The 16,207-nt window shown below is 42.9% G+C and carries 15 protein-coding genes; all 15 read right to left on the bottom strand.

Annotated elements, in window-relative coordinates; genetic code table 11:
- Positions 1-130 precede the first annotated feature (130 nt).
- The 15 genes from M9H69_RS04845 to recN all read right to left on the bottom strand — a co-directional run bounded on the left by M9H69_RS04845 (position 131) and on the right by recN (position 16,203).
- Complete coding sequence (locus M9H69_RS04845; RefSeq protein WP_250316076.1) at positions 131-910, bottom strand: L-threonylcarbamoyladenylate synthase; 780 nt, start codon at positions 908-910, stop codon at positions 131-133.
- A gap of 25 nt (positions 911-935) precedes the next feature.
- Entirely contained in the window at positions 936-1,529 is a 594-nt protein-coding gene (gene leuD / locus M9H69_RS04840; RefSeq protein ID WP_250316075.1) for a 3-isopropylmalate dehydratase small subunit, read from the bottom strand.
- Positions 1,530-1,538: 9 nt separating this feature from the next.
- Positions 1,539-2,921: a 3-isopropylmalate dehydratase large subunit gene (gene leuC / locus M9H69_RS04835; RefSeq protein WP_250316074.1), complete on the bottom strand. Its 1,383-nt coding sequence runs from the start codon at positions 2,919-2,921 to the stop codon at positions 1,539-1,541.
- Between the two features lie 3 nt (positions 2,922-2,924).
- Entirely contained in the window at positions 2,925-3,194 is a 270-nt protein-coding gene (locus tag M9H69_RS04830; protein WP_125841322.1) for a DUF1294 domain-containing protein, read from the bottom strand.
- Positions 3,191-4,228 (bottom strand): 3-isopropylmalate dehydrogenase, encoded by a 1,038-nt coding sequence (gene leuB / locus M9H69_RS04825; RefSeq protein ID WP_250316073.1) that lies wholly within the window; start codon positions 4,226-4,228, stop codon positions 3,191-3,193. Before leuB ends, M9H69_RS04830 begins: the two co-directional genes overlap by 4 nt.
- A gap of 11 nt (positions 4,229-4,239) precedes the next feature.
- On the bottom strand, positions 4,240-5,802 hold the full coding sequence (locus tag M9H69_RS04820) for a 2-isopropylmalate synthase (RefSeq protein ID WP_250316072.1): 1,563 nt from the start codon (positions 5,800-5,802) through the stop codon (positions 4,240-4,242).
- Positions 5,803-6,116: 314 nt separating this feature from the next.
- Positions 6,117-6,773 (bottom strand): MmcQ/YjbR family DNA-binding protein, encoded by a 657-nt coding sequence (locus M9H69_RS04815; protein WP_250316071.1) that lies wholly within the window; start codon positions 6,771-6,773, stop codon positions 6,117-6,119.
- A 43-nt stretch (positions 6,774-6,816) separates the two neighbouring features.
- Entirely contained in the window at positions 6,817-7,449 is a 633-nt protein-coding gene (locus M9H69_RS04810) for a copper homeostasis protein CutC (protein ID WP_250316070.1), read from the bottom strand.
- Positions 7,450-7,541: 92 nt separating this feature from the next.
- Entirely contained in the window at positions 7,542-7,901 is a 360-nt protein-coding gene (locus M9H69_RS04805) for a YbaN family protein (protein ID WP_250316069.1), read from the bottom strand.
- Between the two features lie 107 nt (positions 7,902-8,008).
- Positions 8,009-10,096 carry a type I DNA topoisomerase gene (gene topA / locus M9H69_RS04800; protein ID WP_250316068.1) on the bottom strand — a complete coding sequence of 696 codons (2,088 nt, stop codon included), beginning with the start codon at positions 10,094-10,096 and terminating at the stop codon, positions 8,009-8,011.
- 117 nt (positions 10,097-10,213) lie between these two features.
- On the bottom strand, positions 10,214-11,062 hold the full coding sequence (gene dprA / locus M9H69_RS04795) for a DNA-processing protein DprA (protein WP_250316067.1): 849 nt from the start codon (positions 11,060-11,062) through the stop codon (positions 10,214-10,216).
- Positions 11,063-11,142: 80 nt separating this feature from the next.
- A complete protein-coding gene (locus tag M9H69_RS04790) occupies positions 11,143-11,766 on the bottom strand; it encodes a hypothetical protein (RefSeq protein ID WP_000734764.1) in 624 nt (207 codons plus the stop codon).
- A gap of 138 nt (positions 11,767-11,904) precedes the next feature.
- Complete coding sequence (gene lepA, locus M9H69_RS04785) at positions 11,905-13,728, bottom strand: translation elongation factor 4 (RefSeq protein ID WP_250316066.1); 1,824 nt, start codon at positions 13,726-13,728, stop codon at positions 11,905-11,907.
- A 78-nt stretch (positions 13,729-13,806) separates the two neighbouring features.
- Positions 13,807-14,535: a metallophosphoesterase family protein gene (locus tag M9H69_RS04780; protein ID WP_250316065.1), complete on the bottom strand. Its 729-nt coding sequence runs from the start codon at positions 14,533-14,535 to the stop codon at positions 13,807-13,809.
- Entirely contained in the window at positions 14,536-16,203 is a 1,668-nt protein-coding gene (recN, locus tag M9H69_RS04775) for a DNA repair protein RecN (RefSeq protein WP_250316064.1), read from the bottom strand. It lies immediately after the preceding gene.
- Positions 16,204-16,207 lie beyond the last annotated feature (4 nt).

The raw sequence follows: 16,207 nt of genomic DNA, 5'->3' as shown, positions 1-16,207 counted from the left end.
ACAAGTAAGTTCTATTAATATATAGTTCATATCTAGCATATCATATCTATTAAAAAAAGGAAAGAATTTCTAAAGAAAAAGCCTAGAGTAGAGGGTTTTATTCCCTCATAACACTAGACTTCTTTTTATCTTAATAATACTCTCCCTGACGGTAGTCCCATGAGTTAAAGGTATCTGACAAGTGCATCATGATTTTATCAATGTCAAGCCCTTTACGGATCACAACTGGAGCTGGTGAGATTGAACGGGCTCCTCCTTGTTCGGGGATGAGTTTGCCGTCTTTATCGACCATAGAAACCATCACACCTTGCTCGTAGCGAGTTTCAATCGTTTTGTCAGGTTGGATGGATGCCACATAGTCGTCTGCTTCGATGACAAGGTCCACTGCTCCTTCGATACGTTCTCCAATCCCTTCCACCTTACCGCGGTTTCCTTTTCCAGATGGGTTAGCTGATGAGGCGTAAACCATCTTACCTTCTTCCCAAAGTTTGGCAGCCAATTGTTCTCCTGCTTTCCCGAACTTAATCACAAAACAGCTCGTTCCACGCACGTCAGTCATCAGCTCTTCACGGCCATCACCGTATGCTTTAAGTTTTTCAAAAGCTTCCGGTTTCCAAGGAAGGATACAACCGAGGAGAATGTCTTCATCCCAATGTTTTTGGTAGAAGGCTTCAATTTCTGGGTTGAGTTGTGCTAAAGCACGAAGCTCGTCCATGCTACCACAGAGTACAACACCTGGTTTGTTACGGTTACGCTCTTTAGCTGCGAACTTGCGCTCAAGTCCTGCCTTGTCACTGGTCATGATGATGTAACCAACTTTTGTAGGGCAAACGATACATCCGCCCTCACCTTTTAAAATGTCATAGCCTTCTTGTGAAAGTGTTCCCTTCCATTGAATGTGTTTTGTCATAGTTCTATTTCCTTTTCTATTTTTCCTATTCCTGCCAGTAGGCTGGACGTTGTTTTTCATAGGCAGCAATCAAGTCTTCATACTGCAAAGTAATGCCGATATCATCCAAACCATTTAAGAGCTTGTGTTTCCACTCGCTATCGATTTCGAAAGTGAATTCTCCAACTGGTGAGATGATTTTTTGTTGTTCCAAGTCTACAGTTACCTGATCGGTCGGTTTGAGTTGGGCTAGCTTTTCTCTAACCTTCCTAGGCTGAACGATGGGCAACATACCATTATTGAGTTCATTATTGTAATGAATGTCCCCGAAAGATCCTGCAATCACGACCTTAAAACCATAGTCAGCTAGAGCCCAAGCTGCGTGTTCCCTCGAAGACCCCGCCCCAAAGTTATCACCTGAAATGAGAATACTGGCTTTGCGATATTCAGGTCGATTAAAGACAAAGTCTGGATCCTCAGTATACTTATCGTCTAGATAACGCCAAGCATACATGAGGTACTTACCAAAGCCTTTCTTATCAATTAATTTCAGAAACTGCTTGGGAAGGATTTGGTCAGTATCAATGTTATCATTCATAAGAGGAACGGTCGTTCCCGTATAAACTGTAAATTTCTCCATATCCTCTCCTTACTGAGCCTCTGGCATTTGCCGAACATCTACGAAACGCCCTGCGATAGCTGCTGCTGCTGCCATGGCTGGACTGCAGAGATGGGTTTTAGCACCAAATCCCTGCCTATCCTCAAAGTTGCGGTTACTGGTTGAGGCACAGTGGACACCATCAGGGACCTTGTCAGGATTCATCCCTAGGCACATAGAGCAACCTGGGTCTCGCCACTCAAAGCCAGCATCTAAGAAAACCTTATCCAAGCCCAACTTCTCAGCAGCTCGTTTCACAGGACGAGAGCCTGGAACCACGATAGCTGTTAAGTTGGGAGCTATTTTCTTCCCTTTGACAAATCGAGCAGCCAGTTGCAAGTCACTTAGCCGAGCATTGGTACAAGACCCGATAAAAATATATCCTAGTTCAATGTCCGCTGGCTTTTGACCAGGCTCCAAGTCCATGTAATGATAAGCTCGTTCATCATTCATATCCTTAATTTCTGGGAAGCTACTGTCAAAGTCAACGCCCATAGCAGGATTGGTTCCCCAAGTCACCATGGGAGCCAAGTCTGAAACATCCATCTGGATAACCTTATCATAGACAGCATCCTCATCACTGACTAGCGTCTTCCAGTCGGCAACCGCCTCCTCGAAATCCTCTGGAACACATTCCCGTCCCTTGAGATAATCATAGGTAGTTTGATCCGGATTCATGATCCCCATCTTAGAACCAAACTCGATGGACATATTGCAGATGGTCATTCGCTCTTCCATGGTCAGAGCATCAATCGCCTGCCCTCGATATTCCACCACATAGCCTACACCACAGGCAACGCCATACTTGGCAATTAAGGCTAAAATGTAATCCTTAGAATAAACTCCTTTTTGAGGAACACCAGTGAATTCTACCAACATTTTCTTGGGTTTGACCTGCCAGAGTGTCTGTGTAGCAAAGACATGCTCGACCTCACTGGTCCCAATTCCAAAAGCGATAGCTCCGAAAGCTCCGTGAGTAGCTGTATGGCTGTCTCCACAGACGATGAATTTTCCTGGTTGGGTCCGTCCTGTTTCTGGACCAACCATGTGAACGATTCCCTGCTTTTCAGAACCGTGGGCAGCATGTTCAATCCCAAACTCCTCAACATTTTTAGCAAGCTTATCAATTTGAGCCTTAGAAATGACATCTCGAATATCGTAGATATTAACTGTCGGAACATTATGATCAAAAGTTCCAAATGTCAAGTCTGGCCGTCTCAATCTACGACCTGCGTCTCGCAGTCCTTGAAAAGCTTGGGGACTGGTCACTTCATGAATATAGTGCTGATCCACATACATGAGTTGGGGCTGCCCCTCTTCTCCTGTGATGACATGGCGTTCCCATACTTTATCAAAAATCGATTTTCCTGCCATCCATTACCTCCAAATAAAATATAAGGCTACTAGTGTGGTTACCATCCCGAGAAACCAAACTGTTTTAAAATACCATTTTCTAGTCTTGTGGTGAAAGGTGATTCCTGCCAACCAGGCACCAAAACCACCACAAGTAAGGGCTAAAATGAGTAAGATTTTCTCTGGGACGCGCCAAGCACCTCTTCTTGCCTTGGATTTGTCAATGCCATAAATCAAGAAAACCAGCAAATTCCAAATCAAGAGGGCAAGCGTGATTCCTTCATTTATCTTCATAATCTTTCAATGATGGCTTCTGTCATTTCCTTGGTCGAAGCCTTTCCTCCAATATCTCTTGTTAAAACACCAGACGCTAAACTACCTTCAACAGCATGTTCGATACACTCCGCATCCTCATAACGTCCAAAGCTATCTCTCAACATCATGGCAACTGATAAAATCATGGAAATAGGATTGGCAATTCCTTGACCTGCAATATCAGGCGCTGAACCGTGAATGGGTTCATAGAGACTTGGGCCATTTTCAGAATGACTGGCTGATGGCATGACCCCAAGTGTACCAGATAGAACGCTTGATTCATCAGATAAGATATCACCGAAAAGATTCTCCGTCACAATAACATCAAACTTAGCAGGATTGGTAATCATGAGCATAGCAGCTGAGTCCACCAACTGGTGTTCCAAGGTCACGTCTGGGAAATCCTTTGCGACTTCCTCAGCTACTCTCCGCCAAAGTTTTGATGTTGCCAAAACATTCTGCTTATCGATACTAGTAACGATTTTTCTGCGATTGCTTGCGATTTCAAATGCCTTGCGAAGAATCCGCTCCACTTCCTCATAGCTGTAGTCGTTGATATCACGCGCTTTTCGATCTTCAAGAATATGATCTCCAAAGTAAATCCCTCCTGTCAGCTCACGCACCACGACAAAGTCCACACCAGCAATTTGTTCAGGTTTGAGAGGTGACAAATGTTTGAGACTTTCAAAGATTTTTACAGGGCGAATATTGGCATAAAGATTGAGTTCCTTACGGAGGGCCAGCAGTCCTTGTTCAGGCCGAATCGCTGCCCCATCATACTGGGGACTACCAATAGCCGCTAGGATAATAGCATCTGCTCCTCTACATGCCTTGAGGGTCTCATCAGGTAAGGGATGCCCCTCAGCATCAATACCTGCCCCTCCAAAAGGTCGCCCATCTATCTCATAGTCAAAGCCCGTTTTTTCAGCTAGGGTCTCCAAAACTTCCAAACCAGCTTCCATGATTTCTGGACCGATTCCGTCCCCTGCTAGAGCTACTATTTTCTTTGTCATAGTTTTCTCCTTTACACACTAGGCATATCTCGGTAGGAAACACTACGCCCCATCTCACCAGCATTCTCCTTTTGAACAAAGGTATTGGCATTGATGTAGGCAATCGCCGAAGCCTTCAATACATCGAAGTCAAGACCTGCCGCGTTAAAGATGGTTTCTGTATCTCTATTTTCAACAGTGACCAATACCCGAGCCTGAGCATCGATCCCATCTGTCACAGCGTCAATAGTATAGGATACCAAGCGAACAGATTGGTTAAAGAACTTGTCAATAGCATTAAAGATAGCTTCCACAGAACCTTGTCCGGTCGCATTAAACTCAACCTTCTCACCATCCATATTAGCAAGGCTGACAAGCGCTTCAATGTCTTTATCCGCATGGGTTTGAAGTTGTAAATCATCGAAGTGAAAGCCTTCTGGGTTTTCAACCATGATTCCAGCTACCAGAGCACGAATATCTGCATCTGTGATTTCTTGCTTTTTGTCCGCTAGTGCCTTGAACTTAGCAAAGAGTGGTTTGATGTCTTCTTCAGTAAAGTCTAGGGCCAATTCCCTTAGTTTTTCTACAAAAGCGTGGCGACCGGACAATTTACCAAGCGGAAGACTGTTACACTTGACACCAACCAATTCAGGTGTAATAATTTCATAGGTAAGAGGATTTTTAAGAACCCCATCTTGGTGAATACCAGACTCGTGAGAGAAGGCATTTCCTCCAACAACCGCCTTGTTTTTAGGAACTGGAATACCTGAGAAGCGAGAAACCATTTCTGACGTATTGATGGTTTCGTTTAGGACAATACTGGTTTCTGCTTGGTAGTAATCTTGGCGAATATTAAGCGCCACTGCTATTTCTTCAAGGGCTGCATTGCCTGCCCGCTCCCCGATACCATTGATTGTTCCTTCGACTCGTCCTGCTCCATTCTTAACAGCAGCAAGGCTATTAGCCACTGCCATTCCGAGGTCATCGTGACAGTGGGGCGAATAGATGATCTGACGATCGGTCTTGACATTCTCAATTAAGCATTTGAAGATGGCACCATATTCCTCTGGCGTAGTAAATCCAACCGTGTCAGGGATATTGATGTAGGTCGCACCTGCATCCACAGCTGTCTGAACAACTTGCAAGAGGAAATCCAATTCTGTTCTGGTCGCATCCTCTGGAGAAAATTCGACAATTTCAAACTTAGAACGAGCATAAGAAACATGTTCACTGATTGCTTCCAAAATCTCTTCCTTGCTCTTATTGAGCTTATACTTACGGTGAATCGGACTAGCCGCGATAAAGACGTGAACCTGAGGATACTTGGCATCCTTGAGCGCCTCGTAACAAGCATCTATATCAGACTTGACCGAACGGGCCAAACCTGTCACCGCTGTTTTCTTCAAGACCTTGGCAATCTCCTGAACTGCTCTGAATGAATCTGGACTCGCCGCCGGAAAACCAGCTTCGATAGCCGAAATCCCCCATTTCTCCAGCTGTCTTGCGATGGCAACCTTTTCCTTGATTGAAAAATTAACGCCTGGTGTCTGCTCACCATCACGGAGACTGGTATCTAGAAACTCAACTCTACGCATAAGAATTCCCCCTTCAAAATTTCAGTATAGAAAAAACATCTCGCTCGGAAACCCAAGCGAGATGTTGATTTACTCCCGCTTGGTAAGCCAAACAGGACTAATGCTTTTGCACTAGCCCGAGTACCTCAACAACAAAGCAAATTTATTAAACTTAGCTGTTTTCATGTTTGACTTTCTCCTTCGTTTGATGTCTTGTTAAATATTTTAGCATAGGAAAAATCTCTTGTCAAGAAAAAATCCATTATTTTCTGAAAATTTCTTCAGTAAAGAATATTTTGCTAATTGAAAGTATTTGAAAACACAAGGGAATTTCCTTACTTTTTCAATGTCAAATTCCAACTGATTTCTAGCAAATCTAGAACTTCGTTATCCGATAAACTATCATCAAGAGCAAGACTAATCCAGTAGCGTTTGTTCATATGAAAGGCAGGGTAAATACCCTTTTGTGAAAGTAAATCCGCTACTTGGTCATGTTTGAGGTTGACTGCTTCCACTAGCCCTTCTCTCCCCTTATCTAGCCTATCCCAAGGAATTCTCATTAAAACAGCATACCACTTTTGACTGTCTTCATGACGTAATACCGCTGTATCAGGAGATTTCTCCCACAGATATTCCAACTGATCACCATACTTTTCTTGAACTTGAGCCATGATGCGCTTAGTCTGAGGACAGATAAAATCCTGCACGTCAAAACAAGCCTTCCGAATCTGATAGAGAATCTCCAAACAAGCCTCACGGACACTTCCAACAAAAGACCCTCTCATACTTTCCATATGGACTTGAGGATAAAGGTCACCAGTCTCCTGATCAAAAACTTGAAAGCTCACATTATCCGTTGTGATGGACACATTCATGACGAAGTCGCTATCCAAAATCTGGAAACTGTAGGTCCAGACTCCCTCATTTTCTATAAAACCGTAGGCACTGGCTTTTTCTTGATTAAACTGATAGGATTTAAAAATTTCAAACATAAGTGAAAACTGCTACCCAAAGCTAGCAGTTCCTTTCTATTTTTTAAAAGACAACCTTAGTACCATGAAGTTGCGTCACGCCCAGTTGGTCGATAAAGGTTTGACGGTTGTCCAAGTCAATCCCTCCGCCTGGTAAGATTTCAATTTTACCTTTTGCATGTTCCAAAATTCTGTGATAGTGGGCAAAACGTTTTTCTAGTGAGTCCCCAGAAACTCCAGCACGAGTTAGGATACGGGTAACACCAGCTTGGCTGAGCCAGTCAATAGCTTCCAACTGGTCTTCTTCACTCAATTCATCAAAGGCCATGTGGAAGACAATTTCCATTCCTTTTGATGCGGCAATCAGCTTCTCTAGATTAACCTTATCCAACTTCTTATCAGCAGTTAATGCCCCAAATACAACCCCTTGACTTCCAGCCTGCGCAGTCAAACGGATGTCTTCCAGCATAATTGCTATTTCAAAATCAGTATAGACAAAATCGCCACCACGGGGACGAATCATAGTCATAATGGTCGTATCGTAGTTAGATGCCAGTTCAACCGCTGCCTTGGTCACTCCATAGCTAGGTGTTGTTCCTCCTACTGCTAGATTGTCACAAAGTTCGATTCGATGAGCTCCAGCCTGCATCGCTTTTTCAAGCAAGGTCACATTTTCAGCACAAAATTCGTAAATCATTTGATTCTCCTTGATCTTTTCTTTGAATTTATTATATCATATTATTTTAAATATGCTTTCATTTTTATCAAGGTAAATACTACTTTATTTATCTATTTTTTATCAGGAATCACTTTAAAGAGATAGTAGGTGATAAAAATAGTCAAGGCTCCCAGACCGATTTTGACTGGCAAAAGAGGGGCAAAATAAATAGAAATTCCCATCAAGATATAGATAGATACGATGATTTTTTTCTTACGTTCTCGCGCGATTGACTTGGTTTCCCGAAAATCAGCTACATAGGTCTGATAGAGCTTGGTATGATAAAGCCAGTCTTCAAAATGCTTAGAAGATTTTGAAAAGCAAGCGATTGCTAACAAAAGAAAGGGCGTTGTTGGCAAAAGTGGTAGGACAACTCCAATAACAGCTAAAGCCAGTGAAATAAAGCCAATACTGAGGTAAATGATACGCATGATCTCTCCTAGATAAATTACTCTTCCTCTAGTTTCGCATACAAGGAGGAAATTTGTCAAGCATCAACAAAAAAAGAGCCTGAAATTCATTTTCAGGACTCTGCATTCTATTTAATTTTTTCCTCTTCGTAGTCGCCATTACTACATACAACCTGCTTACCACCACCACGGACCTTTTTCTCCATAAGGAAATGTCCGCATTTTGGACAATCACGTCCAATTGGTTTATCCCAGGAAGTAAATTCGCATTCTGGGTAACGATTGCAACCATAGAAGATACGATTGCGCTTGGTTTTGCGTTCGATGATTTGTCCTTGATGACAGCTTGGACACTCGACTCCAATCTCTTTGACAATCGCTTGTGTGTGACGACAGTCTGGAAAATTGCTACAAGCATAGAATTTACCAAAACGACCGAGCTTAATGACCATCGGACTGCCACAAACCTCACAGTCAAATCCAGCTGGCTCATCCTTGATTTGGATTTTTTCCATTTCAGATTCAGCCTTAGCTACTTCTTTGGAGAATGGTTTATAAAATTCGTCAATAACACGTTGCCACTGCTCTTTTCCAACTTCGACATCATCCAGTTTTCCTTCCATCTCAGCTGTGAAGGTCACATTGACAATATCTGGGAAATATTCAACAATGAGTTTATTGACAATTTCTCCCAGTTCTGTTGGTTCAAAACGTTTTGCTGCCAGACGAACGTAGTAACGTTTTTGGATGGTTTCAATGGTCGGAGCGTAGGTTGACGGACGTCCAACTCCATTTTCTTCCAAGGTCTTGATAAGAGTCGCTTCCGAATAGCGAGCTGGCGGTTGGGTGAAATGTTGTTCTGGCTTGCTATTGACCTGCTTGACCACATCTCCAACAGCCATATCTGGCAACATTTTGTTCTTGTCAGAGTCATTGTAGATAGCAAGATAACCATCAAACTTAACTTGGCTTCCATTCGCTGCAAACTGAACCCCATTTTGAGAAAGCTTAACAGCCATGGTGTCAAAGATAGCGCCTGTCATCTGGCTAGCCACAAAACGGTTCCAGATAAGGGTATAAAGTTTGAGCTGGTCTTTGTCCAAGTACTTAGCGATGCTTTCTGGTGTATTAAAGACACTAGATGGACGAATGGCTTCGTGGGCATCTTGAGCACCTGAGGCATTCTTGACCCTGCTACCATGCTTGGAATACTTGCTACCAAAACGGTCGTTAATGTAGCTTGCCGCTTCGTTCTGAGCTACTGGACTAATACGAGTCGAGTCTGTACGCATATAGGTAATCAAACCTTGCACACCTGATCCGATATTGATCCCTTCATAGAGCTGTTGAGCCACCATCATGGTCTTTCGAGTACGGAAATTGATTTTGTTAGCCGCATCCATCTGCATGGTTGAGGTCGTATAAGGTAGGGGTGCATTGCGTTTGCGTTCTTTCTTATCTACCTGGTCAACTGTGAAATCTTTACTAGTCAAATGGGACAAGACTTCTTTGACTTCTTCGTTGGTAGTCAATTTCATCTTTTTGCCATTCATACCATAGAATGAAGCCTGAAATTGCTTGGTTCCCTTCTTAAAGACACCATCAATTGTCCAGTATTCTTCCGGTTGGAAGGCATTGATTTCATTTTCACGGTCAATGATGAGCTTAAGAGCAACAGACTGCACCCGCCCAGCTGATAAGCCCTTTTTGACCTTTTTCCACAAAATTGGCGAAATCGAATACCCTACCAAGCGGTCTAAAACTCGACGAGCTTGTTGAGCGTCGACCAAGTCCATATCAATCTTGCGAGGTTCTTTAAAGGCATTTTTTACAGCGTCCTTAGTAATTTCATTAAAGACTACACGGTTGGCATCATTCTCGTCCAAGTTGAGAATGTGAGCCAAATGCCAGGAAATCGCTTCTCCTTCACGGTCCGGGTCACTCGCTAGAAAGACTTTATTGGCCTTTTTAGCTTCTTTTTTTAAGTCATTGATGAGAGGACCTTTTCCTCGGATATTGATATACTGCGGTTCATAGTTATTTTCAATGTCGACTGACATACTGGATTTTTTCAAATCACGGATATGCCCGACACTGGCTAAAACCTTGTAATTTCTGCCTAGATATTTCTCAATCGTTTTTGCCTTTGCAGGCGACTCCACGATGACTAGATTTTTTTTAACTGTTGATTTTTTCTTCTTTGTTGCCGTAGCCACACTATCACACCTTTTCAAAGTAATAAACTTTATAAAGTGTAAACCATTTTTCTATAGCTGTCAAGACTTAGCTCCTATATATAGAAGAAAAGTTTATCTGAGTGAACAAATTTCTCCTTAAAATTCAAACTCTGCCATCACATCTTGACCACTTGTGACCAGTTTTGCTCCCTCTTGGATCAGGTGGTGACAGCCATCTGAATAGCCATCTAAAATGTTTCCTGGAATGGCAAAAACATCGCGTCCTTCTTCCATAGCTCGCTCACAGGTAATAAGACTACCAGAACGCATCCTTGCCTCTGCAACGATCACACCACGGCAAAGGCCAGCAATGATGCGATTACGAGCTGGAAAATGAAATTTCAGAGGTTGCTCGCCAGGTCCATATTCACTGAGAACCAGATGGTCATTGCCAATGTACTCCTGCAAGCGTTTATTGGCTTTAGGATAAAACACATCCAATCCTGTTCCAATCACAGCAATCGTTCTTCCTCCATTCTGAAGTGCAGCCATGTGGGCAGCCGTATCAATCCCTTTGGCTAAACCACTGACCACGATCAACTCGTTTCCCAAACCTTGGATGACTCTCTGAACCGACTTTGCTCCCTGACTAGAACATGAACGGCTCCCTACAACAGCAACCTTTGGAAATTTCAACAAGTCCAGATTTCCTTTATAAAACAAGAGCACTGGAGCATCATAAATCTCACTCAGATTCCAAGGATAACAGTCATCAAGAATCGAGAAGGATGGAAATTTTTGGAACTCCTTCTCCAACTGTGCATCATCTATCTGGAAATAGCGTTCCATAAAGACCGCAGGATTACGACACCCCGATAGTTCTGCAATATCACCTAGCAAGAGCTCCTGATCTACAGTCTCATCGTATTCAAGAACAGTTAAAATTTGTTGATTTGTCAGCCCAGCTTTTCTCAATTTGTAAATCTCATAGTTTGTGATCTTCATATACAACTCCATTTCTTTTTCTACTCATCTATCTATTCGTAAAAAAATAAAAAGAAGACCAAGGATCTTCTTTTTTTCATTTATTCAGATTTAGTAGTTGACCAGCTACTTTCAACCATCGGTAAGATTGTTTTTAAAGTTTCCCCATCCCCTTCAAGTGAAACATAGCGGATTTTACCATCATTTGATCGGAAAACCCAGGTAACGAGGTATTTCCCTGACTTAGCAATTGCATTGACAACATAGGCTTCATAGCCTCCAATGGTCGATTTGGAGCCCCAAACCTTACTGAAATCAGAGCTTTGTTCTTTGGAAGTTAAAATACTAGATGAGACAGTCACAACATCCAGTTTAGCATATTCTTCTTCGCTGATATTAAACTGCTCAGCCTTGAAGGTATTCAGCGTAACAATGTTGATATCTGTTCCATCGCAATACTGTATATCATTTCCACCTTCTACTTCATGGAACCGAACCCATGATTTGGGTACCTTGACAAAACCATATTCATTCGAACCGATGATTTGAGTCTCTTCCTTCTTCGCTTCAGAAACAGTAGAGCTAGAGCTACTCGTTTCCTGACTGCTAGAAGAACTAACAGCCGCAGTCGAACTTTCTTCGGTTGCTGTTTGCGATTTATTAGAGCATGAAGCTAGAAAAACACTAGCAGTAACAACAGTTCCTAAAATTAATAATTTTTTCATCCTACCACCTTTCCATCTGCATTATAAGAAAAATAAGAACTTCTGTCAAATTCTAACCTGATCTATTTTGTCAGTTGATGATTTTACTCGCTCTCATTTAAAGTAAAAACTCTTGAAAAATCTTCAAGAGTTTTATTTCTATTCTTCATCCATGCTTAAGACGCTGAGGAAGGCTTCTTGTGGAACTTCTACTGATCCGATAGCCTTCATGCGTTTCTTACCAGCTTTTTGTTTTTCAAGGAGTTTGCGTTTACGAGAAACGTCACCACCGTAACACTTGGCAAGTACGTTCTTACGAAGGGCCTTGATATCAGTACGAGCCACGATTTTGTGCCCAATAGCTGCTTGAATCGGCACCTCAAATTGTTGACGAGGGATGATTTTCTTGAGCTTATCAACGATGAGTTTCCCGCGTTCATAGGCAAAGTCCTTGTGAACGATAAAGCTGAGGGCATCGACCTTATCACCATTGAGAAGGATATCCATTTTGACTAGCTTAGACGGACGATACTCTGACAATTCGTAGTCAAAGCTTGCATAACCACGTGTTGAAGACTTGAGCTTATCAAAGAAATCAAAGACGATTTCAGCGAGTGGAATTTGATAGATAACATTGACACGATTGTCATCAATGTAATCCATGGTCACAAAGTCTCCACGTTTGCGTTGAGCCAATTCCATTACTGCACCAACAAACTCCTGCGGTACCATGATTTGCGCCTTGACATACGGCTCTTCAATAGTCGCAATCTTAGTTGGGTCTGGAAATTCAGAGGGGTTAGACACATCCATAGATTCACCGTCAGTTTGGTTAACCTTGTAAATAACAGACGGAGCTGTCATGATGAGGTCAATGTTGAACTCGCGCTCTAAACGCTCTTGGATAACATCCATATGGAGAAGCCCAAGGAATCCACAACGGAAACCGAATCCCAGCGCCTGAGATGTTTCTGGCTCAAACTGCAAGCTAGCATCGTTGAGCTGCAATTTTTCTAGGGCTTCACGAAGGTCATTGTACTTGTTTGACTCAATTGGATAAAGACCTGCAAAGACCATGGGGTTCATTTGCTTGTAGCCGTCTAGCGGTTCTGCTGCAGGATTGCTTGCTAGGGTCACTGTATCTCCGACACGGGTGTCTTGAACCGTCTTGATAGAAGCCGCAATATAACCAACGTCACCAGTCGCTAGGAAATCACGCCCGACTGCTTTCGGTGTGAAAATTCCGACCTCAGTGACATCAAAGGTCTTGCCATTGCTCATGAGTTGAATCTTATCGCCAGGTTTAACCACTCCGTCCATAACACGAACTTGGAGAATAACCCCACGGTAAGCATCATAGACCGAGTCGAAAATCAAGGCTTTTAATGGAGCTGAAACATCACCAGTTGGAGCAGGAACTTTTTCAACGATCTGCTCAAGAATCTCTTCGATCCCAATACCAGCTTTGGCAGAAGCTAAGACTGCTTCGCTGGCATCCAGTCCAATCACATCTTCAATCTCTGTACGCACGCGCTCTGGATCAGCTGCTGGTAGGTCAATCTTGTTAATGACTGGCAGAATTTCCAAATCATTATCCAATGCTAGATATACGTTGGCAAGTGTTTGAGCTTCAATCCCTTGGGCCGCATCAACCACCAAAATCGCTCCTTCACAGGCAGCTAGCGAACGCGACACTTCATAGGTAAAGTCCACGTGCCCTGGCGTGTCAATCAAGTGGAAAATATAGGTCTCGCCATCTTTTGCAGTATAATTGAGTTCGATGGCATTGAGTTTAATGGTAATCCCACGTTCCCGTTCTAGATCCATGCTATCCAGAAGCTGGGCCTGCATTTCACGACTAGAAACTGTCTCCGTCTTTTCCAAAATGCGGTCTGCCAGCGTTGACTTCCCATGGTCAATATGGGCGATAATAGAGAAGTTTCGGATCTTCCCCTGTCGTTGTTTCAATTCTTCTAAGTTCATGATGCTCTTCCTTTCAGGGTATCTATTAATTATAAATTGTTTTTAACATTTTGACAAGACCATACCCTGCTAGGAGTACTAATCTTCGGCAATAAAGCCATCATTTTCGATAAAGTGGTGTTCTGTCATTCCTTGGTCTGTAAAGACGATACCATGAAGGACACCACCATAGACAGCTCCTCCATCCATGCCAATCTTGCCATCATCTGTTATCCAAAGCTCAGCTGTACCTCGGTCTTGCTTCAGCAAACCATAAACTGGTGTATGCCCAAAAACAATGGTTTTCCCGGTATGATTTTCAGCTTCATGGAATGGCTTTCTGAGCCAGACTTTCTTGTAATCAGTCGTTTCATGCCAGTCTTCCAAGGTCAAATCAATACCTGCGTGAACAAAGATATACTTGTCTGTCTCTACTACAAATGGCATTTGACGAATGAATTCGACCAAGTCTGCCGCTTCAGTCGCAACACGCCTGGCATCTTCTACGCCATCAACTGGTGCATCCAAGGGACGACCTAGAATAGAGTTAATAGTTGTATCACCACCATTACGACGATAATGGTCATAGCTTTCTTCTGGATCATCGAGCCAAGTCAGAAACATATACTCGTGGTTTCCTGATAGACAGATAGCCCCTTGATTGTCCACCAAGTCCTTGACCATTTCTAGAACACGGCGACTATCCTCACCACGGTCAATCAAATCCCCTAGAAAGAGCAACTGAGTTTGACCATCCCAGGTTTTGAGCAGATCTTCTAGCATAGCTGCTTTCCCGTGAACATCTCCAATTACATAATAGTCTGTCATTTATTTCTCCCTCGTTTGCAATAATTCTCTAGCTTGGGTAAGGGCCGCTTCGGTTACATTTTCCCCAGCCAACATTTTAGCTACTTCCTCTACTCGCTCTTCTAAAGTCAAAAGACGAACCGTCGACACCGTTGAGTGCTCATCGCTAATCTTCTCAATAAAGAATTGATAGTCCGCGATGGCAATCACTTGTGGTAAGTGAGAAATAGCTAAAACCTGACCATGCTGGCCAATCTTATGAATCTTTTGAGCGATGGCTTGGGCTACACGACCTGAAACTCCCGTATCCACCTCATCAAAGACAATACTAGTCTTGCCTTCTTTACGAGAAAAGGCGGATTTAATAGCTAGCATGAGGCGGGACAATTCCCCACCGGACGCAACTTTAACCAAGGGTTTAAAGTCTTCACCAGGGTTGGTGGAAATGTAAAACTCGACCGTTTCATTCCCCTCTCGACTAAATTTGCCCTTGCTAAAGCGAACCTGGAATTGTGCCTTCTCCATATAGAGGTCTTGCAGTTCTTGTTTAATCTCTGCTTCAAGCTGCTGGGCCAAATCATGACGAGCTGTTGCAAGCTGCCCTGCCAAATCAACAAGATTAATTTCCAATTTCTTGAGCTCTGCTTCCATGTCTTCGGAAGAAAGATTATTACCCGTCAAGAGATTATACTCATCTGTAATCTTAGCAAAATAAAGCAGAACATCATCCACAGTCCCACCGTACTTACGGGAAATAGTATTCAGAAGATCTAGGCGATTCTCAACCTGCATGAGGCGATTGCCATCAAAATCCAAGTCCTCAATAATATCTTCCAAACGCTTTGTAATATCTTCTAAAACATAGTAGGTTTCTGATAGAGAACTTGAAATTTCACGGTATTCAGGATCGTATTCTTCAACACTTTCCATGTCATTCATGGCTGAACGAACATTAGCTAGGCTAGAAAACTCCTCATTGTCCAACATGCTATAGGCATTGGTTAGCGTATCCGCAATATTTTTATGATTGAGGAGTTTATCTCGTTCTTGGTTGAGAGCCAAGTCTTCACCAGCCTGCAAGTTCGCTGCCTCAATCTCTGCCATTTGAAATTCCAACATCTCAATGCGAGACTTATGTTCCTGCTGATTTTTCTTGACTTCTAGAACCTGCTTACGCATTTTGCGATAGGCGTCAAAACTCGTCTGATAGGTCTCCTTCAAGTCCAAGAAAGCTGCATCACCAAACTCATCCAACATCTGGATGTGCAGTTGAGGACGCATTAACTCCTCTTGGTCATGCTGACCATGGATATCTACAAGGTGTTGCCCAATAGCACGCAAGACAGAAAGATTGACCATCTGACCATTCACGCGACTAACACTACGACCATTTTGCAAAATTTCCCGGCGGATGATAATTTCATCACCCATTTCCAAACCTTGCTCATCAAAAAGTTCTTGCAAAGAACGACTGTTTTCAACCGAAAAAAGTCCCTCAATCTCCGCCTTTGGCGCACCATGACGAATAACGTCTGTCGTTGCACGAGCCCCCAACATGAGATTCATAGCGTCGATAATGATAGACTTTCCGGCACCCGTTTCCCCAGTCAAAACAGTCATACCCTTTTCAAAATTGAGGGAAATTGCCTCAATAATGGCAAAGTTTTTTATCGAAATTTCAAGTAACATACTG

The organism is Streptococcus oralis, from assembly GCF_023611505.1.
Lineage (GTDB): Bacteria > Bacillota > Bacilli > Lactobacillales > Streptococcaceae > Streptococcus > Streptococcus oralis_CT.
Note: the sequence above shows the minus strand (reverse complement) of the source record. Positions and strands in the feature narration are given on the sequence as shown.

Bases quoted from the DNA above. Each gene is read 5' to 3' on its own strand.
- leuC (WP_250316074.1), bottom strand. From the start codon at position 2,921: ATGGCAGGAAAATCGATTTTTGATAAAGTATGGGAACGCCATGTCATC.
- M9H69_RS04815 (WP_250316071.1), bottom strand. From the start codon at position 6,773: ATGTTTGAAATTTTTAAATCCTATCAGTTTAATCAAGAAAAAGCCAGT.
- leuD (WP_250316075.1), bottom strand. From the start codon at position 1,529: ATGGAGAAATTTACAGTTTATACGGGAACGACCGTTCCTCTTATGAAT.
- leuB (WP_250316073.1), bottom strand. From the start codon at position 4,228: ATGACAAAGAAAATAGTAGCTCTAGCAGGGGACGGAATCGGTCCAGAA.
- M9H69_RS04820 (WP_250316072.1), bottom strand. From the start codon at position 5,802: ATGCGTAGAGTTGAGTTTCTAGATACCAGTCTCCGTGATGGTGAGCAG.
- M9H69_RS04845 (WP_250316076.1), bottom strand. From the start codon at position 910: ATGACAAAACACATTCAATGGAAGGGAACACTTTCACAAGAAGGCTAT.
- recN (WP_250316064.1), bottom strand. From the start codon at position 16,203: ATGTTACTTGAAATTTCGATAAAAAACTTTGCCATTATTGAGGCAATT.
- lepA (WP_250316066.1), bottom strand. From the start codon at position 13,728: ATGAACTTAGAAGAATTGAAACAACGACAGGGGAAGATCCGAAACTTC.
- M9H69_RS04805 (WP_250316069.1), bottom strand. From the start codon at position 7,901: ATGCGTATCATTTACCTCAGTATTGGCTTTATTTCACTGGCTTTAGCT.
- M9H69_RS04830 (WP_125841322.1), bottom strand. From the start codon at position 3,194: ATGAAGATAAATGAAGGAATCACGCTTGCCCTCTTGATTTGGAATTTG.
- M9H69_RS04780 (WP_250316065.1), bottom strand. From the start codon at position 14,535: ATGACAGACTATTATGTAATTGGAGATGTTCACGGGAAAGCAGCTATG.
- M9H69_RS04790 (WP_000734764.1), bottom strand. From the start codon at position 11,766: ATGAAAAAATTATTAATTTTAGGAACTGTTGTTACTGCTAGTGTTTTT.
- M9H69_RS04810 (WP_250316070.1), bottom strand. From the start codon at position 7,449: ATGATTTACGAATTTTGTGCTGAAAATGTGACCTTGCTTGAAAAAGCG.
- dprA (WP_250316067.1), bottom strand. From the start codon at position 11,062: ATGAAGATCACAAACTATGAGATTTACAAATTGAGAAAAGCTGGGCTG.